At 70.8% G+C, this 25,668-nt stretch carries 20 protein-coding genes and 2 riboswitches; of the genes, 10 read left to right on the top strand and 10 right to left on the bottom strand.

The annotated features are described in order from the left end of the window. Positions 1–12: 12 nt before the first annotated feature. Together QM517_RS02480 and QM517_RS02475 are read right to left on the bottom strand one after the other, a co-directional pair. Positions 13–1,557: an ABC transporter permease gene (locus QM517_RS02480; RefSeq protein WP_077051798.1), complete on the bottom strand. Its 1,545-nt coding sequence runs from the start codon at positions 1,555–1,557 to the stop codon at positions 13–15. A 154-nt stretch (positions 1,558–1,711) separates the two neighbouring features. Continuing rightward, positions 1,712–3,505: an ABC transporter family substrate-binding protein gene (locus tag QM517_RS02475; RefSeq protein ID WP_283284951.1), complete on the bottom strand. Its 1,794-nt coding sequence runs from the start codon at positions 3,503–3,505 to the stop codon at positions 1,712–1,714. Positions 3,506–3,667: 162 nt separating this feature from the next. On the opposite strand from QM517_RS02475, the gene QM517_RS02470 reads away from it, so the two are divergent. After that, positions 3,668–4,498 carry a CPBP family intramembrane glutamic endopeptidase gene (locus QM517_RS02470; protein ID WP_283284949.1) on the top strand — a complete coding sequence of 277 codons (831 nt, stop codon included), beginning with the start codon at positions 3,668–3,670 and terminating at the stop codon, positions 4,496–4,498. Positions 4,499–4,514: 16 nt separating this feature from the next. On the opposite strand, the gene QM517_RS02465 is transcribed toward QM517_RS02470, so the two are convergent. After that, the gene (locus QM517_RS02465) at positions 4,515–6,251 is read right to left on the bottom strand and encodes an ABC transporter substrate-binding protein (protein WP_283284947.1); all 1,737 of its coding nucleotides are present in this window, start codon (positions 6,249–6,251) and stop codon (positions 4,515–4,517) included. Positions 6,252–6,531: 280 nt separating this feature from the next. Here QM517_RS02465 and QM517_RS02460 point away from each other — a divergent pair, with 280 nt between their 5' ends. Continuing rightward, a complete protein-coding gene (locus QM517_RS02460) occupies positions 6,532–7,488 on the top strand; it encodes a hypothetical protein (RefSeq protein WP_283284945.1) in 957 nt (318 codons plus the stop codon). A gap of 121 nt (positions 7,489–7,609) precedes the next feature. Here the strand turns inward: QM517_RS02460 and gcvP are convergent, their stop codons facing one another. From gcvP to QM517_RS02440, 4 genes are all read right to left on the bottom strand, one after another. Beyond that, entirely contained in the window at positions 7,610–10,489 is a 2,880-nt protein-coding gene (gcvP, locus tag QM517_RS02455; protein WP_283284944.1) for an aminomethyl-transferring glycine dehydrogenase, read from the bottom strand. Continuing rightward, positions 10,486–10,860 carry a glycine cleavage system protein GcvH gene (gcvH, locus tag QM517_RS02450; RefSeq protein WP_077051803.1) on the bottom strand — a complete coding sequence of 125 codons (375 nt, stop codon included), beginning with the start codon at positions 10,858–10,860 and terminating at the stop codon, positions 10,486–10,488. The genes gcvP and gcvH overlap by 4 nt, the downstream gene beginning before the upstream one ends. Next, positions 10,857–12,044, bottom strand: a complete 1,188-nt coding sequence (locus QM517_RS02445) for a glycine cleavage system aminomethyltransferase GcvT (RefSeq protein ID WP_283284942.1) — start codon at positions 12,042–12,044, stop codon at positions 10,857–10,859. The genes gcvH and QM517_RS02445 overlap by 4 nt, the downstream gene beginning before the upstream one ends. A 47-nt stretch (positions 12,045–12,091) precedes the next feature. Then, positions 12,092–12,202: riboswitch (glycine riboswitch) on the bottom strand. Further along, positions 12,203–12,297: riboswitch (glycine riboswitch) on the bottom strand. It abuts the riboswitch before it with no gap. Between the two features lie 67 nt (positions 12,298–12,364). Continuing rightward, complete coding sequence (locus QM517_RS02440; RefSeq protein ID WP_283284940.1) at positions 12,365–13,540, bottom strand: MarP family serine protease; 1,176 nt, start codon at positions 13,538–13,540, stop codon at positions 12,365–12,367. A gap of 106 nt (positions 13,541–13,646) precedes the next feature. On the opposite strand from QM517_RS02440, the gene QM517_RS02435 reads away from it, so the two are divergent. The 6 genes from QM517_RS02435 to QM517_RS02410 are packed head-to-tail and all read left to right on the top strand — an operon-like array spanning position 13,647 to position 20,088. Next, positions 13,647–14,369 (top strand): NUDIX hydrolase, encoded by a 723-nt coding sequence (locus QM517_RS02435; protein ID WP_283284938.1) that lies wholly within the window; start codon positions 13,647–13,649, stop codon positions 14,367–14,369. An 11-nt stretch (positions 14,370–14,380) separates the two neighbouring features. Continuing rightward, on the top strand, positions 14,381–15,712 hold the full coding sequence (gene nadA / locus QM517_RS02430) for a quinolinate synthase NadA (RefSeq protein ID WP_283284936.1): 1,332 nt from the start codon (positions 14,381–14,383) through the stop codon (positions 15,710–15,712). Beyond that, positions 15,709–17,217 carry an L-aspartate oxidase gene (nadB, locus tag QM517_RS02425; RefSeq protein WP_283284934.1) on the top strand — a complete coding sequence of 503 codons (1,509 nt, stop codon included), beginning with the start codon at positions 15,709–15,711 and terminating at the stop codon, positions 17,215–17,217. The genes nadA and nadB overlap by 4 nt, the downstream gene beginning before the upstream one ends. Beyond that, on the top strand, positions 17,211–18,068 hold the full coding sequence (gene nadC, locus QM517_RS02420; RefSeq protein WP_283284932.1) for a carboxylating nicotinate-nucleotide diphosphorylase: 858 nt from the start codon (positions 17,211–17,213) through the stop codon (positions 18,066–18,068). The genes nadB and nadC overlap by 7 nt, the downstream gene beginning before the upstream one ends. Continuing rightward, positions 18,065–19,195 carry a cysteine desulfurase family protein gene (locus tag QM517_RS02415; RefSeq protein WP_283284930.1) on the top strand — a complete coding sequence of 377 codons (1,131 nt, stop codon included), beginning with the start codon at positions 18,065–18,067 and terminating at the stop codon, positions 19,193–19,195. The genes nadC and QM517_RS02415 overlap by 4 nt, the downstream gene beginning before the upstream one ends. After that, positions 19,192–20,088 (top strand): glycosyltransferase family 2 protein, encoded by an 897-nt coding sequence (locus tag QM517_RS02410; RefSeq protein ID WP_283284928.1) that lies wholly within the window; start codon positions 19,192–19,194, stop codon positions 20,086–20,088. The genes QM517_RS02415 and QM517_RS02410 overlap by 4 nt, the downstream gene beginning before the upstream one ends. 214 nt (positions 20,089–20,302) lie before the next feature. On the opposite strand, the gene QM517_RS02405 is transcribed toward QM517_RS02410, so the two are convergent. After that, positions 20,303–22,240, bottom strand: a complete 1,938-nt coding sequence (locus tag QM517_RS02405; RefSeq protein WP_303655365.1) for an ABC transporter ATP-binding protein — start codon at positions 22,238–22,240, stop codon at positions 20,303–20,305. Positions 22,241–22,440: 200 nt separating this feature from the next. On the opposite strand from QM517_RS02405, the gene QM517_RS02400 reads away from it, so the two are divergent. Beyond that, positions 22,441–23,931, top strand: coding sequence for an MDR family MFS transporter (locus tag QM517_RS02400; RefSeq protein WP_283284924.1), 1,491 nt, complete (start codon positions 22,441–22,443; stop codon positions 23,929–23,931). Between the two features lie 37 nt (positions 23,932–23,968). Here the strand turns inward: QM517_RS02400 and QM517_RS02395 are convergent, their stop codons facing one another. Continuing rightward, on the bottom strand, positions 23,969–24,100 hold the full coding sequence (locus QM517_RS02395; RefSeq protein WP_272918309.1) for a hypothetical protein: 132 nt from the start codon (positions 24,098–24,100) through the stop codon (positions 23,969–23,971). A 150-nt stretch (positions 24,101–24,250) separates the two neighbouring features. Between QM517_RS02395 and QM517_RS02390 the strand changes: the two genes are divergently transcribed. Further along, positions 24,251–24,799 carry a type 1 glutamine amidotransferase domain-containing protein gene (locus QM517_RS02390; protein WP_283284922.1) on the top strand — a complete coding sequence of 183 codons (549 nt, stop codon included), beginning with the start codon at positions 24,251–24,253 and terminating at the stop codon, positions 24,797–24,799. Positions 24,800–24,849: 50 nt separating this feature from the next. Here the strand turns inward: QM517_RS02390 and QM517_RS02385 are convergent, their stop codons facing one another. Next, the gene (locus QM517_RS02385; protein WP_283284920.1) at positions 24,850–25,668 is read right to left on the bottom strand and encodes a DNA-formamidopyrimidine glycosylase family protein; all 819 of its coding nucleotides are present in this window, start codon (positions 25,666–25,668) and stop codon (positions 24,850–24,852) included.

Raw genomic sequence — 25,668 nt, 5'->3', positions numbered from 1 at the left:
GGACGGCGGCGATCATGCGACCACTCGCACGCGGGGGTCGAGCGTGGCGTAGGCGAGATCTGCCAGGAAGTTGAACACGATCGCCGTGATGGCGATGACGAGGAAGTACCCCATCACGGGGTTCACATCGACGCGCTGGATCGAGGTGACGAACAGTGCGCCCATTCCCGAAATCGCGAAGACCCTCTCGGTGATGACGGCGCCACCCAGGAGCGCGCCGACATCGGTGGCGACGAGCGTCACGATCGGGATGAGCATGTTCCGCAGGCCGTGGCGCAGGATGACCGTGCGCTCGGGCAGGCCCTTCGCGCGTGCCGTGCGGATGTAGTCCTGGTTCATCACCTCGAGCATTCCGGCGCGGGCGTACCGCGTGTAGCCGGCGAAGGAGATGAGCAGCAGCGAGATCGTCGGCAGCAGCAGATGGGTGAACGTGTCGATTCCGGTGATCCACATGTCACCGGTGAACCCGGGGGTGCCGGCACCGACCGTGGCGATCGGTCGGCCGTTGATGCGCGGGTTGCTCACGTACTGCGGCCACGACTGCATGTAGCGATCGAGCACGACGAGCGCACCCGACAGGAAGGCGACCAGCCCGCCGATGCGCGCGACCATCCCGCGGTCGGGGGCGCCGAGGACGTATCCCGAGACGAGACCGACCGCCACGGCGACGACACCGAGGATGATGATCGTCGCGAAGGTCGAGATGTCGAACAGACCCTGCAGGGCGAAGTAGCAGATGTAGGCGATCGCACCGTTGAGCGCCGCCACGAGCAGCGCTCGACGGTTTCGCAGACCGGCGATGAGGGCGGTCGTGATCACGACGATGCCCGCGATCAGCAGAAGGAGGCCCACCGGGCCGAGGCCCGGGTTCCGGAACCAGTCGGTGAGGTTGAAGTACACCAGCAGGGCGACGGTCGCGAGGCCCGCAGAGCCCGCGACGATGAGACGCCGGCGGGTGTCTCCACCGATCATGGCCTGCCACACGACGGCCGCGATCACGCCCAGGAGCACGATGAGCCAGATCGGGATGGCCGTGGCCGATTCCAGGAAGTTGTTGAAGCCCAGAGCCATGAACTCCTTCAGAAGCACCGCGACCAGGAAGGACGGCAGCGAGAAGAGGAAGAAGCTCAGCAGCGTGATGCCGAAGTCGAACCCGCTGTACTGGCGGAGGGCGGAGACGACGCCCACCACGATGCCGAGGACGATGGCCAGCACGAACGACGCTGTGACGAGCTGGAGGGTCGACCCGATGGCTGTCGGGAGGATGTCGAGGACGGCGGCGTTGGAGATCGTGAGACCGAGGTTGCACGTGCCGGCGAACGGGATGAGGCAGCCGGCGGCACCGCCGAGCCAGAGGAAGTAACGCAGGGGAACGGGGACGTTCAGGTCGAGCGCCGCGACACGCGCGGCGATGAGCTGATCGCGGTTGGCGGCGGAGCTGTCGCGCAGGTCCTGCAACGGGTCGCCGGAGTTGGCGGCCAGCACGTACATGATGAACGACGCTGCCAGGAGGACCAGGATCGAGACGGCGATGCGCCTGAGGATGAATCCGACCATCGCGGGAGGACTTCTTTCGATCGGGTGACGGACGCCTGTGGGCGCCCAGGAAAGGATAGTCGCGCATGCACCGGGGTGGGGTGCACCGCGCGCAGACGAAGTGAGGCGCCGGAGCCGAGCGACTCCGGCGCCTCACGAGGGATTCAGCGGGTCATCAACCCGCGAGCGTCCACTCCTGCGCGTTCCACACGATGCCCGTCTGGCCACCGAAGTAGTCGATGCCCTGGACGGTGCCGTTGTCGGCGAAGAGACCGGGGAGCTGGAACAGCGGCAGACCGTAGAAGTCCTTGGCCGTCTCTGCGTCGATCTTCACCTTGATGTCAGCGAGCTGCGCCGGGTCGGTCGTGACCTGGCTCTCGTCGACGAGCGTGTCGACGGTGGCGTTGCTGTAGTTGTTGTAGTTTCCGCCGCCGCCGCTCTTGAAGATCTGCGGGAGGGCTGCGTTACCGGCGCCGGGCGAGATCCATCCGAAGATGGACACGTCGTAGCTGCCGCTGCCCAGGAGCGAGCTCCAGTCGGGCGAGCCGGCGTCGACGATGTTGAAGCCCGCCTGCTGCGCCGACTGCTGGATGGCGCGGAAGCTGTCGACACGGTTGGGGTTGTTGGTGTTGTAGAGGATGCGGACCGTCGGGGTCGCACCGGCGAGCAGCGCCTTGGCACCCTCGATGTCGGGCTCGGTGAACTTGTCGTAGCCACTGGCCGCGACGGCCGTGGTGTACTGGTCGCCGTCCGTCGGCAGGAAGATCTGCGAGTTGAGCACCTCGGCGTCGGGGTTGACCGGCTTGATGATCGAGTCGAGGATCTGCTGACGCGGGATGGTCTTCAGGAAGGCCTCGCGGACGTTCGCGTCGGCGAACACGCCACCGAAGCTCAGGTCGACGTGGTCGTACGACAGCTGGCTGCCCGAGTGGACCGTGGCGTTGGCGTTCTCGAGCGCCGTCAGGGTGTCGGCGGAGGCCTGCGGCTGGATGGCCTGCACCTCGCCGTTCTGGAGGGCCGTGACCTGCGCGTTGGCGTCACCGATGAAGCGGATGATCAGCTGGTCGTACTTGGGCGACATGCTGCCCTTGTAGTTGGGGTTCTTGCCCAGCGTGATGCTCTGCTCGGGGGTGAAGTCGGTCACGATGAACGGACCGCTCGCGACGAGGAGGCTCTGGTCGGTCGGCATGGCCGTGACGTCGTAGCCGGTGTTCCAGAAGTCCGCCGCGGCCTTCAGCGTCGCGTTGGGGGCGACGGGCGCCTCGGGGTTGCCCTTGGGGGTGTCCTTGAGGAGCGTGATGAAGTCGGCCTCGGAGACGCCGGCCTTCTCGGCCAGCACGTGGGCGGGCTTGCCGATCGGGTTCACGAGCTCGAAGTCCACGAACGGCTTCGAGTAGACGAGGGTCATCGACATGTTGTCGTCGCTGATCTCGGGGAACGCGGTGGTGTCCAGACCCGCGGTGCTGCCGGCGAGCGTGAAGTACTGGGTGCCGCCGTTGGTGACCTCGCCCGAGGCGGGGTCGAGCTTGGCGTCGTCGTAGTAGCCCGAGTTGATGGCCCAGTTGACGAGCATGTCGTCGGCGTTGATGGGCTCGCCGTCGGACCAGGTGAGGCCCTCGTTGATCGTGTACTTGACCGTCAACGGGTCGTCCGAGATCTTCTCGTACGTTCCGAAGTCGGTGTTGTCGAGGACGCTGAAGTCCTTGTCGAGGCGCTGGAAGCCACCGAGGCCGAGGCCGCCGCTGACACCGGTGAGGTAGCCCACCATGCCGTTGGTGTCCAGGTTCGCCTCGGGGGTGTCGCCGTTGAACGAGGTGAACGCGTTGGTCGTGGCGATGGTGATGGTACCGCCGCTGCTCGCGCCCGCGTCGGGCGTGGCGGTGGTGGTGCAGCCGGCGAGCACGAGCGCCGCAACGGCGACACCTGCTCCCGCCGCCAGGGCGCGCGTGCGCCGAGTCTTTTCAGACACTTTGCCTCCTGTGCAAGGTTTGACGGCACCCCGGAACTGCCGGGACAGCGGGGGGCCGTAGATACGGAAACGATAGGTAAACGCTCTGCGTTGGTCAAAACTCCTGGGGAAACCGTTACATACCTTTAATTCGAAGGCCGTTCCATGTGGCAATCTGACAACATGCCGCGCACCATGGGCGTGTTCGATCCCGGAATCGAACAAGATGCCTTCCGCCGTCGAAGACTCCCGTGGGAGATCGCGCTCGTCCTTCTGGTGAGCGTCGGTCAGTCGGCGATCTACTCCGTCGTCGCCTTCGTCCGCGCCGCGACACGAGCACCGATCTCACAGCAGCAGACGCAACTGAACCCCTCCCGCAGCGATGAGCCGTTCTGGGATGCGGTTTATCAGTTTCTCGGCATCTTCTTCTCGCTCGCGCTCGTCGCCCTAGCCATCTACCTGCTGTGGGAGCCCGCGGACAACGCGCTCCGACGCATCGGTCTCGACTTCCGCCGGTTCGGGTCGGACGTGCTCCGCGGCCTCGCCCTCGTGGCCCTCATCGGGGTCCCCGGCATCGGGGTCTACGCGGTGGGTCGGCTCCTCGGCCAGAGCATCACCGTCGTGCCGGCGCCGCTGGATTCCTCCTGGTGGGTGATCGCCCTGCTCGTCCTCGCGGCGTTGCGCGCGGGGCTCACGGAGGAGGTGATCTTCCTCGGCTATCTCTTCGATCGCCTGCGGCGGATCGGATGGTCCTGGACGACGATCATCGTCGCGACGGCGCTCCTGCGCGGAAGCTACCACCTCTATCAGGGTTGGCCGTCGGCACTCGGCAACGTCGTCATGGGCCTGGTCTTCGGCTGGTGCTACCGGCGCTGGGGGCGTGTCATGCCGCTCGTGGTGGCCCACACGCTCATCGACGTGATCGCTTTCGTCGGGTACCCGCTCGCCGCAGCGTGGTGGCCCGGCGTCTTCGCTCCCCCGTCGCCCTCGCCGTCGCCCAGTCCGACGTCGTGAGCATGTCCTCGTCGGGTCAGGGTGCCGGCGGCGTCCACGTCCAGAAGGACGGCGGGACGCCGTTCGGCTCCGAGGTGTACGTCACTCCCCCGACGCCCTTGCCGACCGCCACCGCACCCGTGCGCTCGAGCAGGGGCACACCCGCGTAGGCCTCGAAGAGGGCCTGATCGATCTCCTTCGCGGCGGCGAGGACATCGACGGGGTCGGTGTCCCGCGTCATCTGGTCGAATGTCTTCTCGGCGTCGACGGTCGTGACGCCCTCGGCCAGACGGTCGCGCGCCGAGCGGTAGAGGCTCTCGTCCTCTCCGACCCAGGCGAGGGTGGCATCCGCGATGTCGGTGTCCGTCGCCGCGCGCACCGCGATGCCCGCCTCGGCTGCCATGCTCACCATCTGCGAGAACACGCTCGCGGACACCGGATCCGTCGCGTCGTACGCGACGCGGAGCACGGCCGGTCGGTCGTCCAGGGCCGATCGTGCGGCACCGACGTCGCTCCCCGTCCCGGGGGCGCCGTTACCGGACGTCAGCTGCCGATAGGTGGGCCCGGTCGCGGGCGACGACAGGAACGACTGCAGGGGGCGCGCGTCGGGACGGACCTTCCCGAGCGCCTCCTCGACGATGGCATCCCGATCCAGCGACAGGCTGATCGCCTGACGGAGCGCGTTCGGCGTCGTGTCGGTGAACCGCAGTTGGAGGGTCTGAGCCGTCGGTCCCGTCGTCACGTTCACGCCGGCGTCGGCGAGCGTCGTGAGATCGGTCGCGTCGGGCTCGCCGATGTTGGCGACGTCGACCTCGCCGGCCGCGACCGCCGCCACCTGCGACGCCTGATCGGGGAAGAACCGGATCGTCACGCCCTCGAGCGCCGGGTAGTGGCCGCCCTGATAATCGTCGCGCCGCACCAGCGATAGCGACGTGCTGGTGGCTTCGCCGATCGTCCACGGTCCGGATGCCACGGCCGATGCGGGGTCCAGCGCACCATCGGTGGCGTCGAAACCGGTGTTCCACGCCGCCGCGGCGGCGGCGAGCACGGGGTTCGGGGCGACGGGGGCGGACGGGTCCCCCTCGGCCGTGGTCAGGATCGCCGTCATCAGCTCCTTGACGGTCACGCCCGCCTTCGCGGCGACGACGTGCACCGGGCGGTCGAGCAGCCACTGCCGGTTCCAGTCGGCGAACGGCTCGTCGTAGGTGAGGGTCAGGGTGTCGGCGGCGCGGTCGAGCGTGGGACGCGACGTGCGGGCGTTGGGGTCGGGCAGGTCCGCCGTCTCGAAGTACCGCGTGCCGGACACGACGGCACCGGTTTCGTCGTACGTCGCATCGTCGAAGTAGTGCGAGGAGACGGCCCAGCCGAACATGAGGTCGTCGAGCGTGATCGGGGTGCCGTCCGACCAGACCCGGTCGGGGAAGAGCTCGTAGCTGACGGTCAGCGGGTCGCCCTCGATACGGGTGATGCGGCCGAGGCCGTCGTTGGGCACGACCTGGAGTTCGCCGTCGAGGGTGCCGAGGTGTTCGTCCAGAAGCGCGGCGATCGCGCGGTTGGCGACGGTGTCGCCGTGGATGGACTCGGAGTTGAAGCTCGTCGGAGTGCCGACCACGCCGAGCGTGAGCGTCGTCCGTGCGGGCGGCTCCTCCTGCGGGGCGGGGTCGGAGGCCGAGCAGCCCGCCAGCGCGACCGCCGCGGCCGTGCCGAGGACGGCCAGCCTGACGAGGCGGCGTCGCGAGGTCATCGTGTTCTGCTGGTACTGCCCGAGGTGCACAGGGGCACCCTACCCAATGCACCCTGTGGGTTCCCCGGGGCGACCGGGCGGGGCGGCCAGGGCCCCGCCCGGCCCGGGTCCCGACCGCCCGGTGGCCGCACCGGAGGCCGCGAGACTGCACGTCAGTGACATGCCCATTGCAGCCTGCAGTGGAGATGTCAGGCAGATGCAGTCTCGGCGACTGGCGCCGGCGCGGGGCCCCTCCTCCACACGGAGATGAGCGCGCCCGGCGGCTGTGGACAACAACGGAAACCAGACGGGGATGCCACAGCCTGAGATCGTGACATCGATACTGAGCGCGGCACCGATACCGCTGCTGCGCGCGACGGATCTGACGCACTCGACGCGGAGCATCCGCCGGGGCGAGGTCGTGCCCGTCCTGCGCGGGGTGTACGCGGCGGCGAACGACTGGCATCGGCTCCCCCGGTGGGAACGCGACCTCGCCCGCGTGCACGCGCACCTCCTTCGGCATCCCGATGCCGTTCTGTGCCTCGAGTCGGCGGCGATGATGTGGGGAATGCCGGTTGTGGGGCCGGTCGAGGCTGTTCATGTGCTCGCGGATGACGCGGCGACATCACGCCGCGTCACCGGCGTCCGCGTCCATACCAGTGCTCACGCTGACCGAGTGGTCGAGGACGTGAGTGGCGTTCTGCTCACCTCTCCGGCCGACACGTGTATCGATATCGCTCGCGTTCGCCATCCGGCCGCGGGTCTCGTGATGGCGGATGCCACGATGCGCCGGGGGGCGGTCGCCCCCGCCGTGCTGGCGGCACTCAACGAAGAACGCGCTTCCGCTCGAGGGCGCCGTCGAGCGCGCTGGGCGCTGCAACGAGCTGACGGCGCGGCGGAGTCCGCGCTGGAGTCGGTCAGCCGCGCAGCGTCCGAGTGGTGGGGGTTCCCCGCCCCCGAACTGCAGCACTGGATCGGATCTTCGGACGACGAGGGCGATCGTACGGACATGTGGTGGCCGGGGGCCCGAGTCGCCGGCGAGGCCGACGGTCACCTCAAGTACGACGGCAGGTTCGGCGATCCACGAGCGATACTGCGTGCGCGGGAGGAGCGGGACCGCCGGTTGCGCCGACATGGCGCGCGAACGGTGGCGCACTGGTCGTGGGCGGACCTTGTCGACCCGTCGGCCTTCCGCGACATCCTGCTGTCCGCCGGCCTCGCACCGGATTCCCCTCCTGATCTCTCTCAGCTGGCGGGCCTCCGGCGCCTCCTCCGCTCCGACCGCTGACCATGTGCCGGGACGCAACGACCGAGGCATCCCCGAGGTCCGCGAGACTGCACGAGCCTGACATCTCCATTGCAGCCTGCAGTGGAGATGTCAGGCAGATGCAGTCTCGCGGCCGGACGGCCTACGCGAACGCCTCCGGGGGCGGGCACGAGCAGACCAGGTTGCGGTCGCCGTAGGCCTGGTCGATCCGGCGCACCGGCGGCCAGTACTTGCCGCGGACGAGCGAACGCTGCGGGTACACCGCCGTCTCGCGCGGGTACGCGTGCGGCCACTCGTTGGCGACGGCGGCCTCCGCGGTGTGCGGAGCGTTCACGAGCGGGTTGTCGTCGGCGGGCCACTCCCCCGCGGCGACCGCGAGGGCCTCGTTCTTGATCGCGATCATGGCATCCACGAACCGGTCGAGTTCGGCGAGGTCTTCGCTCTCGGTCGGCTCGACCATCAGGGTGCCGGCCACGGGGAACGACATCGTCGGGGCGTGGAAGCCGTAGTCGATCAGGCGCTTGGCGACGTCGTCGACGGTGATCCCGGTCTGCTCCTTGAGGGGGCGCAGGTCGAGGATGCACTCGTGCGCCACGAGCCCTCCCTCGCCGGCGTACAGCACCGGGTAGTGCGCGCGCAGGCGGGCGGCGATGTAGTTCGCCGACAGCACGGCGGCCGCGGTCGCCTGTCGGAGACCCTCGGCGCCCATCATCCGCACGTAGGCCCACGAGATCGGCAGGATGCCGGCCGAGCCGTACGGGGCGGCCGACACGGGTCCGCCGTCGAACACGCCGCCGGCGTGATCCGCGCGCTGGGCGAACGGGTGGGACGGCAGGAACGGTGCGAGGTGGGCCTTCGCGGCCACCGGGCCGACGCCCGGCCCGCCCCCGCCGTGCGGGATGGCGAACGTCTTGTGCAGATTGAGGTGCGACACGTCGCCGCCGAGGTCGCCGAATCGGGCGAACCCAAGGAGCGCGTTGAGGTTCGCCCCGTCGACGTAGACCTGGCCACCGGCGTCGTGCACGGCCTGCGTGATCTCCAGCACATCGTGCTCGTACACGCCGTGGGTCGAGGGGTACGTGATCATCAGGGCGGACAGCTCGTCGGCGTGCTGCGCGATCTTGGACCGCAGGTCGTCGAGGTCGACGTTGCCGGCTTCGTCGCACGCGACGACGACGACGCGCATGCCGGCGAGGATCGCGGAGGCCGCGTTCGTTCCGTGCGCCGACGACGGGATGAGGCACACGGTGCGGGCGGTGTCGCCGTTCGCGTGGTGGTAGCCGCGGATGGCGAGGAGCCCCGCGAGCTCCCCCTGCGAGCCGGCGTTCGGCTGCAGCGAGACCGCGTCGTACCCGGTGACCTCGGCGAGCCAGCGTTCGAGCTGCTCGATCATCGCGAGGTATCCGTGCACGTCGGCCTCGGGAGCGAACGGGTGCACGCGCGAGAACTCGGGCCAGGACACCGCCGCCATCTCGGTCGCGGCGTTCAGCTTCATCGTGCACGAGCCGAGCGGGATCATGCCCCGGTCGAGGGCGTAGTCGCGGTCGGCGAGCGTCTTGAGGTAGCGCATCATCGCCGTCTCGCTCCGGTGCGCGCGGAAGACGGGGTGGGTGAGGAACTCGTCGTCACGGTGCAGCCGCTCCGGAACGCCGCGCAGAGCCTCGCCCGCGGGCAGCTCCTCCACGGGCAGACCGAAGGATGCCACGATCGCGGCGACGTCGGCATCCGTCGTCGTCTCGTCGACCGAGACGCCCACCGTGGCGTCGTCGACCCACAGCAGCTGGTAGCCGCGCTCACGGGCGCGGTCGACGACGTCCTGCGCCCGACCGGGAACATGGACACGGACCGTGTCGAAGAACGCGTCCGCGGCGAGGTGCAGGTCGTAGGCCGCGAGGGCGGATGCCAGGGCGTCGGCGGTCCGCGCCACCCGCGTCGCGATCGCGCGGAGGCCGTCGGGGCCGTGGTACACGGCGTACATCGCCGCCATCACGGCCAGGAGCACCTGCGCGGTGCAGATGTTGGACGTCGCCTTCTCGCGACGGATGTGCTGCTCGCGCGTCTGCAGCGACAGGCGGTAGGCGGGGTTGCCCGCGGCATCCACCGACACCCCCACGAGCCGACCCGGCAGCTGCCGCTCGAGGCCGGTGCGCACGGCCATGTACCCGGCGTGCGGTCCGCCGAAGCCGAGCGGCACACCGAAGCGCTGGGTCGTCCCCACGGCGACGTCGGCGCCAAGGGTCCCGGGCGACCGCAGCAGCGTCAGGGCCAGCAGGTCGGCCGCGGCGACGACGAGACCGCCGTGGCGGTGGACGGCCGACGCGACGTCGGAGAAGTCCCACACCCGGCCGGTGGCCCCGGGGTACTGCACGAACGCGCCGAAGCTCTCGGGGACCTCGCCGTCGTACGTCGTCTCGACGAGGCGGATGCCGACGGCGGCGGCGCGGTGCGCGAGGAGCGCCTTGGTCTGCGGCAGCGCATCGGCGTCGACGAGGAAGACGTCGGTCTTCGCCTTCGACGCGCGGCGGGCGACGAGCATGCCCTCGACGACCGCGGTGGACTCGTCGAGCATCGACGCGTTCGCCGTCGCGAGGCCGGTCAGGTCGGTCACCATGGTCTGGAAGTTGATGAGCGCTTCCAGTCGGCCCTGCGAGATCTCGGGCTGGTACGGCGTGTAGGCGGTGTACCACGACGGGTTCTCGAGCACGTTCCGCTGGATCACCGAGGGCGTGAAGGTGTCGTAGTAGCCGAGACCGATCAGGGGCCGGGCCGAGCGGTTCGCCGAGGCGAGTTCGCGCAGTTCCGCCAGCGCCTCGGCCTCGGTGGCGGCCGGGGGCAGGTCGCTGGTCTCGCGGGGACGGACGTGGATGGATGCCGGAACGGCGGTCTCGACGAGGTGTTCGACGCTGTCGTACCCGACGACCTCGAGCATGCGGGCGCGGTCGTGGGAGCCGATGCCGATGTGGCGATCGGTGAAGGCGGCGGGGGCCGCGGCATCCGTTCGAGGAGCGGTGGTCAGACTCATGCCGTGAGGTCCTCGTACGCGGCGCGGTCGAGCAGATCGCCGGGGAGATCGCCGTCGAGACGGATCTTGACGAGCCAGCCGTCGCCGAACGGGTCGGCGTTGACGAGCGAGGGGTCGTCGACGACCGCGTCGTTGACCTCGACGACGGTGCCGGTCAGCGGTGCATAGAGCTCGCCGACCGACTTGGTCGACTCGATCTCGCCGCACACGTCGCCCGCGGCGACGGCCGCATCGGCGGCGGGGAGGTCGACGAACACGACGTCACCGAGCTTCTCGGCCGCGAAATCGGTGATCCCGACGGTGGCGACGTCGCCGTCGACGGCGATCCATTCGTGCTCGGAGGTGTAGCGGAGTGCGGTCAGGTCGGTCATGCGTTCCTCCGGTAGAAGGGAAGGGCGGTGACGGTCGCGGGGATGCGTGTCCCTCGGACGTCGATGGTCAGGGTGGTGCCGGGTTCGGCCGCGGCCGGGGAGACGTAGGCCATGGCCACGGGGTGGCCGAGGGTGGGGCTGAGCGCTCCGCTGGTGATCTCGCCGACGGTGTCGTCGCCGTGCAGCACCGCGTAGCCGGCGCGACCGGCGCGCTTGCCCTCGGACACGAGGCCCACCAGCACGGGGGCGTCGGCGGGTCCTGCGGCGAGGCCGTCCTTGCCGACGAACGCGGGCTTGTCCACGGCGACGACGCGGCCGAGGCCGGCCTGCGCCGGAGCGACGTCGCGCGAGAGCTCGTGGCCGTAGAGGGGCATGCCGGCCTCGAGCCGCAGCGTGTCGCGGGCCGCGAGGCCGCAGGCGATCAGACCCGCCGGGGTACCGGCATCCAGGACGGCGTCCCACAGGTCCGCGGCACGCTCCACGGGCACGAGCAGTTCGTACCCGTCCTCGCCGGTGTATCCGGTGCGCGCGATGAAGAGCGAGTCGCCGTCGAAGGTGCCCTCGGTGAAGGCGTAGTAGCCGAGCTCGTCGAGCGGCGTCCCCAGGATCGTCACCGCGGCGACGGATTCGAGGATGCCGCGGGCGCGCGGCCCCTGCAGCGCGACCAGGGCGACGTGGTCGGTGACGTCCTCCACCAGGGGGGCGCCGCCTCCGGACACCACCGCGTACTCGCCGCCCGGGGGCGGCCCGTCGAGGAACGCCTGGGCCGCCGACCACGTCTCCCACGCCCGCGCGAACGCGGCGGCGACCGCGTCGCGGTTGCCCGCGTTCGCGATGACGAGGTAGTAGTGCTCGCCGGTGCGGTAGACGATCACGTCGTCGACGATTCCGCCGGACTCCGCGAGCACGAGCGAATACTTCGCCTTGCCGATCTTCATCGTCGAGACCCGGCCCGCCAGCGCGTAGTCGAGGAACTCGGCGGCGCGGCCGTCGTGGACCCAGAACTCGGCCATGTGCGAGATGTCGAAGAGCCCGGCGGCCTCGCGCACGGCACGGTGCTCGGCGAGGTCGGAGGTGTACCGCACGGGCATGTTCCACCCGCCGAAGTCGGTGAACGAGGCGCCGAGGGCCTCGTGCCGGTCGTGCAGCGGTGACGAGCGCGGTGGAGCGGGGGTGTCGGTCATGAGTTCTGCCGTTCGCAAGGACGGTCAGACGCCGGTCGACGCCTGAGAACTCCCCCTCTGTCATGAGCCTGAGAGTTTCGCCCGGGCGTCACGGGGGACGCGGGCTTTCACCGTCGGCGGACCCGGCCGGTTGCACCCGGGTCTCTTTCCAGAGTGGCCCGATCGACGCGGTACGCGTACCTGAGAGATTGGCGGGGAGGCTTGCTCCTTCGGTGCCCGGCTGCGTTCGCCGGAGCTCTCCCGCATCGATCATGGGGCCGGTGTGGACTTGTGGGCGTCAGCATATCCGAGGCGGCGCGCCTCCACAGCCCGTCGGCGCGTCAGCGGGTCGTGCAGCTGCCGGATGCCACGGGCGCGGACAGCGACCCGAGCTGCGCCAGCACGGGGTCGAGCTCGGCCGGGGTCATGGCGTAGCCGACGTCGTCGTCCGTCTCGGACCGCGCGAAGACCACCCCGGCGACCTCGCCCGCGGGCGTCAGGAGCGGTCCGCCGGAGTTGCCCGGACGCACCACGGCGCCGAGCGCGTAGATCTCGCGCGGCGCGGACTGGTCGCCGTAGATGTCGGGGACCGGCACGGTGCCCTCCGAGACGACCGTGGCGTTCCCGGAGGTGAACGGTCCGCCGTACGGATAGCCCTGCACGACCGCGGCCGACCCGACGGCGAGCGCGGGAACGATCGGGAGGGGCGTGGCATCCAAGCCGTCGACCGCGATGACGGCGAGGTCGTCGATGGGGTCGAAGTAGACGACGCGCCCCTCCTGCGCCTCTCGACCCGGGAGCTCCACGAGCGGAGCGTCGACGCCGGCGACGACGTGCGCGTTGGTGACGACGCGGTCCTCCGCGACCACGAAGCCGGATCCGCTCGCCGTGATGCCGCACGCGTACGCCGTGCCCGTGATGCGCGCGACCGACTGGGCCGCCTGCGTGAGGGCGGGGTCGTCCAGCGCGATGGCGGGCGCGCTCGGCACGGGACCGATCTGGATGAGCTGACCAAGACGCGGGATGCCGTCGGCGAACACCGTGCCGCGGAGTTCGGCGAGCGCGGCGCGCACGGGGTCGGGGGTGATCCGGTCGATCGTCCGAACCACCGTGGACGAGGCCAGGGCGGCGGAGACGACCGGAATGCCGGCGGTGGTGAGCGTGCCCGCGAAGAACGACAGCGCGAGGCCCGCGGCGGCCAGGTTCACGATGCCGCCGAGGATCCTTTCGGGGACGCGCAGCTTGATGCGGTCCACCCCGCGGCGCAGCGCGTTCCCGACCGCGGTGCCGAGGGCCGCGCCGAGCAGGAGAAGGAGCACCCCCGCGGCGACGATCGCCGCACCGCGCCAGGTCGAGTCCACGACCCACTGCCCGACGTACGGGATGAGCCAGTACGCGGCGATCCCGCCCAGGGCGAGGCCGGCGAAGAAGCCGATCGTGGCGAGGAAGCCTCGCGCGATGCCCACGATGAGCGCGAGCGCGAGGAGCACGATCAACACGATGTCGACGAGCGGCATCCGCACCTCCAGAGTCGAGCGCCAGGGTACGCGGGACCGCTGGGAGACCGCCGTTTTGCCCTTCGGGTCAGAATGACACTAAGATCGGCCCGGAGATATGGTCACCATGACACGAACCCCCGAGCCCGAGTCCCGCGACGCCGACGTGCGCGTCGCGGTGTCGACCGTCATCTTCAGTGTCCGTCGCGACGCCGACGAGCCGGTGCTCTCGCTCCCCCTGGTCCGGCGCACGCGCGACCCCTACGACGGCCGGTGGGCGCTCCCGGGCGGCTGGCTCGATCCGACCGAGAGCCTGGATGCCGCGGCATCCCGGACCCTGGAGGAGACCACGGGGCTCACGCCGAGCTACCTGGAGCAGCTCTACGCCTTCGGGGCGGTGGACCGCTCACCCACCCGCGTCGTGTCCATCGTGTACTGGGCGCTCCTGCGCTCGGACGAGGTCGACGCCCAGGTCGCCGCCCACGCCCGCGAGGGCGACGCGCCCGAGAACGTCGAGTGGTTCGACGCCGCCGCCCTGCCCGCCCTCGCCTTCGACCACAACCACATCGTGGAGTACACGCTCTGGCGCCTGCGCAACAAGGTCGGCTACAGCCGTATCGCGCACGGACTCCTGCCGGACGAGTTCACCCTCGCCGACCTGCGCGAAGTCACCGAGACCATCCTCGGGCGCCGCCTCGACCCGGCGAACTTCCGCCGGCAGGTCGACACCTCCGACACCCTCATCCCGACCGAACGCTTCCGCACGGGGAGCCATCGTCCCGCCCGCCTGTACCGCTACAACCGTGACGTGGAGCTCGCCGACCGCGGCCCGCTCACGTCCCGTCACTGATCGGACCGCCCATGAGCACGACATCCCTCACCCTGCAGCCCCGCCCCGAGATCGACCCCTCCGTCGATCACGTCATCCAGGCGATCGTCTCAGGCGCGTCCACCGACGCCACCTGCACGACCGACCTGGCCGTGGGGCCCTGGGACTTCGACACGCGACCCGGCTACGGCCCGGGTTCGTCGATGGGCGATGTCATCCCCACGGGCGCGCCGCGGCAGGGGGAACTCCCCCGCGAGTACCGCGAGGCCTCTGACGACGAGCTCGATGCGCGCATCCGTGCGGCGAAGGCGACGCTCGGCGACCGGGTCGTCGTGCTCGGGCACTTCTATCAGCGCGAAGAGGTCGTCCGGCACGCCGACTACGTCGGCGACTCGTTCCAGCTCGCCAACGCGGCGAAGGACCGCCCCGAGGCCGAGGCGATCGTGTTCTGCGGTGTCCACTTCATGGCCGAGACCGCCGACCTTCTGTCGCGACCCGAGCAGGCCGTCATCCTGCCCAATCTCGCGGCCGGCTGCTCGATGGCCGACATGGCCGACATCGACCAGGTCGAGGAATGCTGGGAGCAGCTCGAAGACGTGCTCGGCGACCTCGAGACCCCGGATGCCGACGGCCTCGTCCCCGTGATCCCGGTCACCTACATGAACTCCAGCGCGGCCATCAAGGGGTTCGTCGGGCGTCACGGCGGGATCGTGTGCACCTCGTCCAACGCGCGCACGGTGCTGGAGTGGGCCTTCGCCCGCGGCCGCCGCGTGCTGTTCTTCCCCGATCAGCACCTCGGCCGCAACACCGCGAAGGCGATGGGCGTGCCGCTCGAGCAGATGCCGATGTGGAACCCGCGCCGGCCGCTCGGCGGCTCGACCGCGGAGCAGCTCGAGGACAGCCGGGTGATCCTGTGGCACGGCTTCTGCTCAGTGCACCGCCGTTTCACCGTCGATCAGATCGACAAGGCCCGCGCGGAGCACCCCGGCGTCCGCGTGATCGTGCACCCCGAGTGCCCCATGGACGTGGTCGACGCGGCCGACGAAGCCGGGTCCACCGACATCATCCGCAAGGCCATCGCCGCGGCCGACGAGCCCACGACCTTCGCGATCGGCACCGAGATCAACCTCGTCCAGCGGCTCGCGGCCCAGTACCCGCAGCACGAGATCTTCTGCCTCGACCCCGTCGTCTGCCCGTGCTCGACGATGTACCGCATCCACCCCGGCTACCTCGCGTGGGTGCTGGAGTCGCTCGTCGCGGGCAAGGTCGTCAACCGCATTACCGTGCCCGCTGATGTCGCCGAACCCGCCACCGTCGCCCTGGAGCGCATGCTCGCGGCCAAGCCGAACGGTGCCGTGAAATGACCGACGTCATCGTGGTCGGCAGCGGCATCGCCGGTCTCACCGCGGCCCTGCACGCGGCGGAGAAGGGATGCCGGGTGACCGTCGTCACCAAGGGCGCCCTGGCCGACACCAACACGCGCTGGGCGCAGGGCGGCGTCGCCGCCGTCACCGCCATCGACGACACCGTCGACTCGCACATCGCCGACACTCTGACCGCCGGCGTGGGCCTGAACGACCCCGCCGCCGTGCGGACGCTCGTGACCGAAGGCCCCGAGCGGATCGCCGAACTCGTCCACCGCGGGGTCGCCTTCGACCGCGCGGCCGACGGCGACTTCGCGCGGGGACTCGAAGCGGCGCACGCACGCCCGCGGGTGCTGCACGCCGGAGGGGATGCCACGGGCGCGGCGATCCAGGCCGCGCTCGGAGCCGCGGTGCGGGCGGCGAGCGGCGTCGAGGTGCTCGAGCACACGATGCTGCGGGAGCTCGTGATCGAGGGCGGACGGGTCGTCGGCATCGACGTCGAGACGGGCGGTACGACGCGGCGCCTCCGCGGCGACGCGGTCATCCTGGCGACGGGCGGTGCCGGGCAGCTCTACTCCCACACGACCAACCCCGTCTCGGCGACCGGCGACGGGATCGCCGCGGCCCTGCGCGCGGGAGCCGCCGTCGCCGATCTCGAGTTCGTGCAGTTCCACCCCACGGCCCTCGCGGTCGGTGACGCGTTCCTCGTCTCCGAAGCGGTCCGTGGCGACGGCGCGACCCTGATCGACGACGCCGGACGCCGTTTCGCCTTCGACGCCCACCCCGACGGCGAACTCGCCCCGCGCGACGTGGTCGCCCGCGCGAACGCCCGCGCGATGGCCGCGCAGGGTGGACGCCCCGTGCGCCTGGATGCCACGGCCCTCGGGGCCGAGCGTCTCGCCCGGCGGTTCCCCACCATCGACGCCGCCGTCCGTGCCCGCGGCCTCGACTGGTCGCGTGAACCGATTCCGGTCACTCCCGCCGCGCATTACCTCATGGGCGGCGTCGTGACCGACCTCGACGGACGGACCACGGTGCCGGGGCTGTACGCGGTCGGTGAGACCGCCCGCACCGGCGTGCACGGCGCGAACCGGCTGGCATCCAATTCGCTGCTCGAGGGCGCCGTGTTCGGCGCGCGCGCCGGCGAGGCGGCGGCCACCGACCGCGCGTGGCCGCCGGTCGAGGCGCCGGCAGCCGTCCCGCTCCCGGTCGTCGCGGCCGCCAGCGCTCCCCCCTTCACCCGTGCCGCCCTGCAGGAGCTCATGTGGGAGCACGCCGGACTCGTCCGCGACGACGACGGCCTCCGCCGCGCCGCCGGTGTCCTCGCCGCGTGGGCAGCGGACCCCCGCCCCCGATCCGCGGAGGACGCCGGACTGCTCCTCGTGGCGCAGCACGTCGTCGCCGCCGCCCTCGCCCGCACCGGATCCATCGGCGCCCACTTCCGCGCCGACGAGGCCGGCCCGGCCGTGACGTCCCTTCCCGCACAGGAGGCCCTCGCATGCTGACCCGCGCCGCGATCGACCGCGTCGTCACCGCCGCACTCGAGGAGGACGCCCCGTGGGGCGATCTCACGAGCGAAACGCTCATCCCCGGGGACGCGACCGCCCGCGCCGAACTCATCGCCCGGGAGATCGGCGTCTTCAGCGGGGCCGCCGTGTTCCGCGCGGCGTTCACGCTGACCGACCCGACGATCGACGTCGACATCCGTGTCGCCGACGGCGCCGAGTTCGTCCCGGGCGAGGTGCTCGCGGTGGTGACGGGCCCCGCACGGGCGGTGCTGACCGCCGAGCGGATCGGGCTGAACTTCGTGCAGCGGATGTCGGGCATCGCCACCCTCACCAGCCGCTACGTCGCCGCCGTCGCCCACACCGGCGCGCGCATCGTCGACACCCGCAAGACGACGCCGGGACTCCGCGCGATCGAGCGGCAGGCGGTCCGCGACGGGGGCGGCCACAACCACCGGTTCTCCCTCTCGGATGCCGTCATGGCCAAAGACAACCACCTCGCCGTGCTCGCGGCATCCGGTCTGCCGCTCACGCAGGCGCTGGAAAGCGCTATCGCGCGACTCCCGCACACCACGCACGTCGAAGTCGAGGTCGACCGCCTCGATCAGATCGACGCCGTCCTGGCCGCGGGTGTCGACACGATCATGCTCGACAACTTCTCGCTGGACGACCTGCGGGCCGGTGTCGAGAAGGTGGCCGGGAGCGTCGTCGTGGAGGCGTCCGGCGGGGTCACGCTCGACACCGTGCGCGCGATCGCCGAGACGGGCGTCGACGTCATCTCCGTCGGGGCGCTCACCCACTCCGCTCCCTCGCTCGACCTCGGTCTCGACATCCTCATCCGCACGACGTGAGCCTGTACCTCGACAACGCCGCGACGACCCCGGTCCGCCCCGAGGTCGTCGAGGCGATGGCGCCGTACCTCACCCGGTGGTTCGGCAACCCGTCGAGTCACCACGAGGTCGGCGAGGCCGCGGCATCCGCTCTCGATGACGCCCGCGCGCGCGTCGCCGCGATCCTCGGCATGCGCACCGGTGACATCGTGTTCACCTCCGGCGGCACCGAGTCGAACAACACCGCGATCAAGGGTCTCGTCCTCGGATCGGGGCGCCGGCACCTGATCACGACCGCGATCGAGCACGAATCCGTCCTCGCCTCGGCCGATTACCTCGCCCGGTTGCACGGCGTCGACGTCACCTACGCCCCCGTCGACGAGACCGGGACGCTCTCCCCCGACGCCCTCGCCGACGCGCTCCGCGACGACACCGCGCTCGTGAGCGTCGGGTACGCCAACAACGAGGTCGGCACGGTTCAGGATGCCGCGGCCCTCGCCGCCGTCGCGAAAGCCCGGGGCGTGCCCCTGCACCTCGACGCCGTCCAGGCGGCCGGGTGGCTGCCGCTCGCGGGAATCGGGGCGGACGCGATCACCATCGCGGGGCACAAGATCGGCGCGCCGAAGGGCACCGGCATCCTCGCCGTCCGCGGGCGACTCCCCCTGGAACCGCTGCTGCACGGGGGCGGTCAGGAACGCGGGCGGCGGTCGGGGACCCCGGACGTCGCCGGCGCCGTCGCCATCGCGACCGCGCTGACGCTGGCCGAGGCCGAACGCGAGACCGAAGCCGCCGTCGCCGTGCGTCAGCGCGACGCGTTCATCGGCGGGGTGCTCGCGGGTGTCCCGGGCGCGCGACTCACCGGGCACCCCATGCACCGTCTGCCCGCCACCGCCAGCTTCGTCTTCCCCGGTGTGAACGGCGAGACGGTGCTGCTCGAACTCGAACGGCGCGGGATCGTCTCGTCCAGCGGCTCGGCGTGCGCGGCGGGCAGCGATGAGGCCTCGCACGTCCTGCTCGCCCTGGGCATCGAACCCGACGACGCCCGCACCGCCGTCCGGTTCACTTTCCCCCACCGCATGACGCAGAATCTCGACGCCGTGGCAATCGCCGTCGCCGAGGCGGTGACCGCCGTAGGATCACGCGGGTGAGTTCCCCCGCGATCACCGTGATCGTCCCCGGCCGCGACGTGGCCGAGTTCGCCGGTGAAGCCCTGCGATCGCTGCAGACGCAGACCCTCGATCGGTGGCGGGCCGTCCTCGTCGACGACGGCTCGACCGACGACACCCGGCGCCTGTTCGCCGACGCGGCTGCGGCCGATCCGCGCTTCGTGCTCGTCGAGCACGACGAGCCCCGCGGACTCGGCGCCGCCCGCAACAGCGGCCTCGACCTCGTCGACACGCCCTACACGGCGTTCCTCGACGCCGACGACCGTCTCCGGGAGAGGGCGCTCGAACGGCTCTGGACCACCCTCGAGTCTTCCCGGAGCGACTTCGTGGTGGGCGCGTATGTCCGGCTGCGGCCGGACGCCGACGGGCCGGGGTACACCGCGGGCGACGTGCAACCGTGGGTGTCGGCGGCCACCGACCCCGCCCGCACGGGGACGACGCTGACGGAGCACCCCGCGGCATCCGGGAACATCGTGGCCTGGTCCAAGCTCAGCCGGACCGACTTCTGGCACTCCCACGGGCTGCGCTTCCCCGAGGGGCGCTATTACGAGGACCAGGTCGTCGCACAGCGCATGTACACGCTCGCGACCGCGTTCGACGTCGTTCCCGACGTCGTCGTGGAGTGGCGGGAACGCCGCGACCGCAGCTCCATCACCCAGCGTCTGAGCGAGGTCGACGTGCTGCGCGACTACCTCGAGGCGCTCGGCGAGGGCATCGCCGTGCTGCGGGCGGCGGGGGCCGACGGCGCCGTCGCCGAGCGGGGGCGCCTGATCCGCACGCTCGATCTCCCACCCCTGCAACGCATCGCCGAGACGCACCCCGATCCGGTGTACCGGATCGCGCTCGAGGCGTTCCTCGAGACGCTGCCGGCGTAGCGCGCCCCGCGGCGTCGGTCGAGTGTCCGCGGCACGCCGCACCGCATCGGGTCGCGTCGCGTCGCGTCGGCCGAGTGTCCAAGACACGCCGCATCGGGTGCTGCGCTCACGGCGTGTCCTGGACACTCGACCGGGTCCGGGCTGCGGCGGCACGAGAGTGCCCGCCGGGCGTGGACCGCGGCCTCGGATGGCCGGCTCCGACCGGGCGGGGAGCCTACGCCGGTGGCTGGTCGCCGCGACGCGAGACCAGGGCGGGGCGAGCGAGATCGACGCTGTCGCGCTCTTCTTCGGTGAGCACGAACGACGCGGCGAGCTGCTCGGCGGCGAGCCCGGCGTAGAGTCCGCCCGCGGCGAGGAGCTCGGTGTGGGTGCCCGACTCGACGATGCGTCCGGCGTCGACGACGTGGATGCGGTCGGCGCCGATGACCGTGGAGAGGCGGTGGGCGATCGACAGGGTCGTGCGGCCGTGCGCCGCGGTCTCCAGTGCCTCCTGGACGATGCGCTCGGACACCGTGTCCAGGGCGCTCGTGGCCTCGTCGAGCAGGAGCACGGGCGGGTCTTTCAACAGCACGCGGGCGATCGCGATGCGCTGCTTCTCGCCGCCCGACAGCCGGTAGCCGCGTTCGCCGACGATCGTGTCGTAGCCCTCCTCGAACCCGGCGATCACGTGGTGGATGTTGGCCGCGCGACAGGCCGCCTCGATCTCGGCATCCGTCGCTTCGGGCTTGGCGTACCGCAGGTTCTCGCGGACCGAGGCGTGGAAGAGGTACGTCTCCTGCGAGACGATGCCGATGTTGTCGATGATCGACGCGCGCTCGAGGGTGCGGACGTCGGCGCCCGAGAACATCACCGCTCCGCCACTCGCCTCGTACATGCGCGGCGTCAGGTACAGGATCGTCGTCTTCCCCGCGCCGGACGGCCCGACGAAGGCGACGTGCTGCCCCGGCTCCACGACGAACGAGACGCCGCCCAGCGTGGGTCGCGCCTGCTCGGGCGCGTCGGGATACCGGAACACCACGTCGCGGAACTCGATGCGACCGACCGGGCCGGGCGCCTCCGACACCGGGATCGCGTCGGGCGCGTCCGCGATCGCGGGCTTCAGGTCGAGGTACTCGAAGATGCGCGCGAACAGGGCGGACGAGGTCTGCACGTCGAGGGCGACGCGCATCAGGCCCATGAGCGGCATCAGCAACCGCGCCTGCACCGTCGTGAAGGCGACGATCGTGCCCGCGGTGAGCGTGCCCGCGCCGCTCCCGACGAGGATGCCGGCCACGAGGTAGATGATCGCCGGAACGCTGGCCATGATGACCTGCACCACGGCGAAGAAGCGCTGCCCGCTCATCGCCTGCCGCACCTGCAGGCGCACCTGGTTGGCGTTCTCGGCGTCGTACCGGGTCGACTCGGTGCGCTGCCGGTTGAACGACTTCGACAGCAGGATGCCGGACACGCTCAGGGTCTCCTGCGTGATCGCGGACAGCTCGGAGAGCGACTCCTGCGTCTGGGCGGCGATCCGCGCCCGCACCTGCCCGACGCGGCGCTGCACGAGGACGAGCACCGGCATGATGACGACGGCGATCAGCGTCAGGCGCCAGTCGATGAGGATCATCGCCACGAGGGAGGCGACCACCGTCACCGAGTTGCCGAGGATGCTCGTCACCGTGTTGGTGAGTACGCCCGAGACGCCGCCCACGTCGTTCTGCAGACGGGACTGGATGACACCGGTCTTCGTCCGGGTGAAGAAGCCGAGCTCCATCGCCTGCAGGTGATCGAAGAGGCGGGCGCGCAGGTCGCCGGTGACGCGGTTGCCGACCGTGGCGGTGAACCACGTCTGCGCGACACCGAGGCCGCCCGACAGGAGGAAGAGTCCGATCATCGCCGCGACGAGCCCGGTGAGGAGTCGGAGGTCGACCGGCGAACCGTCGACGGGGAAGAGCGCGTCGTCGAAGATGCGCTGCACGAGCAGCGGCGGGATGACGGCGACCGCGGCGCCCAGCACGACCAGGATCACCGTGATGGCGATGCGTCGACGGTAGGGGCGGAACAGGGACGCCACGCGGCGGCCCAGGTCGGGCACGCGCGGCGCCTCGGCATTGCGCTGCCGCTGCGTCTCCGCGTAGACGCCGCGGAACATGCCTCCGCCCATGCCGCCCATGCTCATGCGGGTCAGCCTACGTCCGACCGGGGACACCGGGACGCGAGGAGCGATGTCGGGGGTCCCCCATAGACTCGGCACAGCCGCTCGACACCGGGCTCCCTCGGTCGACCGGGAATAGGGGGCCGCGTCCCGCGGTTACCCCGCACGTCCGTCGCCTTCCGTGACGCCACGACGCCCTCCCTGGATTGGATCTCGCCATGGCCGCCACCACCGGAACACCCACCGCTCCCCCGACCTCGGCGTCGGGGGTCACGGCCGAGCAGAACCGGGTCATCTGGCTGCTGCTCGTGGCCGCCTTCGTGGCGATCCTCAACGAGACCACGATGAACGTGGCGATCCCGCACCTCATCCGCGACCTGAGCATCACGGCCGTCGCGGCCCAGTGGCTGACGACCGCCTTCATGCTCACGATGGCCGTCGTCATCCCCGTCACGGGCTTCCTGCTGCAGCGCTACACCACCCGCCAGATCTTCATCACGGCGATGACCCTGTTCTCGCTCGGCACCCTCGTCGCGTTCCTCTCGCCCGGGTTCGAATTGCTCGTCACCGCGCGGGTCATCCAGGCGTCCGGGACGGCGATGATGATGCCGTTGCTCATGACGACCCTCATGACGATCGTGCCCCCGCAGCACCGCGGCCGCATGATGGGACGCGTCAGCATCGTCATGGCGCTCGCCCCCGCGATCGGCCCCACCATGTCGGGCGTGGTCCTGGACTCGCTCGGATGGCACTGGATCTTCGGGATCGTCCTCCCGATCGCCCTGGTCTCCCTGTTCGTCGGTGCCCGCTGGATCCGCAACCTCGGCGAGACGCGGGAAGCGCCCATCGACGTCCTCTCGGTCATCCTGTCGGCGTTCGGTTTCGGCGGCGTGGTCTTCGGCCTCAGTCAGATCGGCGGCGGTCACGGCGGATCGACGGATGCCGGGGATGCCGGCGCCACCGCGACGGTGACGCTCGTCGCGTCCTTCGCGGTCGGCATCGTCGCCCTGGCGCTGTTCGGGTGGCGCCAGGTGCGCCTGCAGCGCTCCGACGCCGCCCTGCTCGACCTGCGCGTGTTCCGCTCGCTGAACTTCACACTCTCGGTCGTCCAGCTCGGCGTGATGTCGCTCGCGTTCTTCGGCGCGATCACGCTGGTGCCGCTCTACCTGCAGAACGTCCTCGGACGCACCGCGCTGGAGACCGGCCTCGCGGTCCTGCCCGGCTCACTCGCGATGGGGCTCGCGGGTCCCCTGATCGGCCGCATCTACGACCGACGCGGCACGCAGATCCTGCTGATCCCCGGCGCCGTCATCACCAGCGTCGTTCTCTGGTTCTACGCGACCGTCGGCACCGACACATCTTTCGTGCTGCTCGTCGTGGCGCAGACGGTGCTGTCGATCGGGCTCGCCCTGTCGTTCACGCCGCTGTTCACGGCATCCCTCGGGTCGCTCGAGCCCCGCTTCTACTCCTACGGCTCCGCGGTCGTCGGAACCGTGCAGCAGGTCGCCGGAGCGGCAGGCATCGCGCTCCTCGTGACGGTCATGTCGGGGGTGTCCGCCGGAATGGGCGGAGGCGTCGAGGGCGACGCGGCGGGGGCGCGCACCGCATTCATGATCGCGGCGATCGTCTCGCTGCCCCTCATCGTCGGCGCGTTCCTCATCCGCAAGCCCGCCGACCAGATCGAGGGCGCGGCAGTGCCGACACACTGAACCGAGGCGCGGCCTCGGCGACGCGTCGAGGTCGCGGTCAGTTCAGCGAGCAGGAACCGCCGCCGCAGCAGCGGGAGGCAGCGGGGGCGTCGTCGTCGGCCGGGGGCGTCAGCAACGCGATCAGCGGCTTCGACGGCGTCTCGGTCTCAGGGGTGGTCTCACCGGACATCCCTCCATGCTACGCCCGCGCGCGCCCGAACGGGCCGCGGTCCCGGCGGCGCTGCTGTAGCCCGGGCGATCGGTATCCGCAACCCCCGTCCGCGGGCTCGCCACCCTTCCTAGCGTGGTGGCATCCCCGCCCCCATCGAGAGGAGTCCCCATGACGGACCTCACCGGAAAGCGCATCGCCTTCCTGCTCACCGACGGCTTCGAAGACAGCGAGCTCACGAGTCCGTGGGACGCGGTCACGTCGGCCGGTGCCGAGGCGGTGCTCGTCTCCCCCGCCGACGGTTCGGTCACGGGCGAGAAGGGCCACGAGCAGGAGATCGACCTGCCCGTCGGATCCGCCACGGCCGACGACTTCGACGCTCTGGTGCTCCCCGGCGGCGTGCAGAACGCCGACGACATCCGCATCGTGAAGGATGCCGTGCACTTCGCCCGCGCGTTCTTCGACCAGCACAAGCCGGTCGCCGTGATCTGCCACGGCGGCTGGATCCTGACCGAAGCCGACGTGCTTAAGGGCCGCACGCTGACCAGCTACCCGACGCTGCAGACGGATCTGCGCAACGCCGGCGCCACGTGGGTCGACGAGGAGGTCCACGTCGACCAGGGCCTCGTCTCCAGCCGCAATCCCGACGACCTGCCCGCGTTCAACGCGAAGCTGATCGAAGAGGTCGCCGAGGGGAAGCACTCCGGCCAGACGGCGTGAGGATCCCACCCTCGCGGGGCCCCGGGCTACGGCTCGGGGCCCCGCTCCGTTCAGGCCGGTGACGCCTGACAGGACGGGCAGTACTGGCCGCCGCCCTTCGTCCCCGGGATGTCCTCGATGACGCCGTCCCCTCGGGGGCACGGCTCTCCCGTGCGGCCGTGGACGCGCATAGCGGCGACCTTCGCTGCTTTCTGCTCCGCGATCGGAACCCCGCGGCGCGCCTCCACCGCCTCATCCAGAACGAGACGCAGCGCCTCGTACAGGCGCGTCACCTCGTCGTCGCCGAGCGACGCCGCGTGCGCGAGCGGCGAGAGCCGCGCGACGAAGAGGATCTCGTCCGAGTAGGCGTTGCCTATGCCCGCGAGCGACTCCTGCTCCTGCAGGAGGGCCTTCAGCTGCTTCCGGCGCTTACCGAGGGCGTGCACGAGGTCGTCGCGTGAGAACGCCGGACGGGCGGCATCCGGTCCGAGCTTGGCCACGGCCGGCACATCGAGCGGGTCGTCGACGACGTGGAGCTGGACGGAGAGCCAGTCGCCCGCGTCGGTGATGCCGAGCACGCCGTCGTCGAAAGTCACCGTCGCGATGAGGGCCGCGCCTTCGGGCGGAGCGGATGCCACGTCGCCGTCGCCCCACGTCGCCCAGCCGGCGCGGCCGAAGCCGATCGCGAGGTGGCTCCCACCCAGGTCGACGTCGATGTGCTTGCCATAGCGCTCCACCCCGGTCACCGAACGACCGACGAGTTCCTCGAGGGGACGGGCCCGCGTCTTCAGCGCGCGGAACTCCGCCAGCTCGACGGCGACGACGACGTGTCCGGTGAGGCGCTCACGCAGGAACCGCGTGAGCGCCTCGACCTCGGGTGCCTCGGGCAC

Origin of the sequence: Microbacterium sp. IEGM 1404 (genome assembly GCF_030056775.1) — a bacterium.
Classification (GTDB): Bacteria; Actinomycetota; Actinomycetes; order Actinomycetales; family Microbacteriaceae; genus Microbacterium.
This window is presented reverse-complemented; position numbering and strand designations above follow the sequence as displayed.

Coding starts and splice junctions, on each gene's coding strand:
- QM517_RS02480 (WP_077051798.1), bottom strand. CDS start 1,557: ATGGTCGGATTCATCCTCAGGCGCATCGCCGTCTCGATCCTGGTCCTC.
- QM517_RS02470 (WP_283284949.1), top strand. CDS start 3,668: ATGCCGCGCACCATGGGCGTGTTCGATCCCGGAATCGAACAAGATGCC.
- gcvP (WP_283284944.1), bottom strand. CDS start 10,489: ATGAGTCTGACCACCGCTCCTCGAACGGATGCCGCGGCCCCCGCCGCC.
- gcvH (WP_077051803.1), bottom strand. CDS start 10,860: ATGACCGACCTGACCGCACTCCGCTACACCTCCGAGCACGAATGGATC.
- QM517_RS02445 (WP_283284942.1), bottom strand. CDS start 12,044: ATGACCGACACCCCCGCTCCACCGCGCTCGTCACCGCTGCACGACCGG.
- QM517_RS02440 (WP_283284940.1), bottom strand. CDS start 13,540: ATGCCGCTCGTCGACATCGTGTTGATCGTGCTCCTCGCGCTCGCGCTC.
- QM517_RS02435 (WP_283284938.1), top strand. CDS start 13,647: ATGACACGAACCCCCGAGCCCGAGTCCCGCGACGCCGACGTGCGCGTC.
- nadA (WP_283284936.1), top strand. CDS start 14,381: ATGAGCACGACATCCCTCACCCTGCAGCCCCGCCCCGAGATCGACCCC.
- nadB (WP_283284934.1), top strand. CDS start 15,709: ATGACCGACGTCATCGTGGTCGGCAGCGGCATCGCCGGTCTCACCGCG.
- nadC (WP_283284932.1), top strand. CDS start 17,211: ATGCTGACCCGCGCCGCGATCGACCGCGTCGTCACCGCCGCACTCGAG.
- QM517_RS02405 (WP_303655365.1), bottom strand. CDS start 22,240: ATGGGCGGCATGGGCGGAGGCATGTTCCGCGGCGTCTACGCGGAGACG.
- QM517_RS02400 (WP_283284924.1), top strand. CDS start 22,441: ATGGCCGCCACCACCGGAACACCCACCGCTCCCCCGACCTCGGCGTCG.
- QM517_RS02395 (WP_272918309.1), bottom strand. CDS start 24,100: ATGTCCGGTGAGACCACCCCTGAGACCGAGACGCCGTCGAAGCCGCTG.
- QM517_RS02390 (WP_283284922.1), top strand. CDS start 24,251: ATGACGGACCTCACCGGAAAGCGCATCGCCTTCCTGCTCACCGACGGC.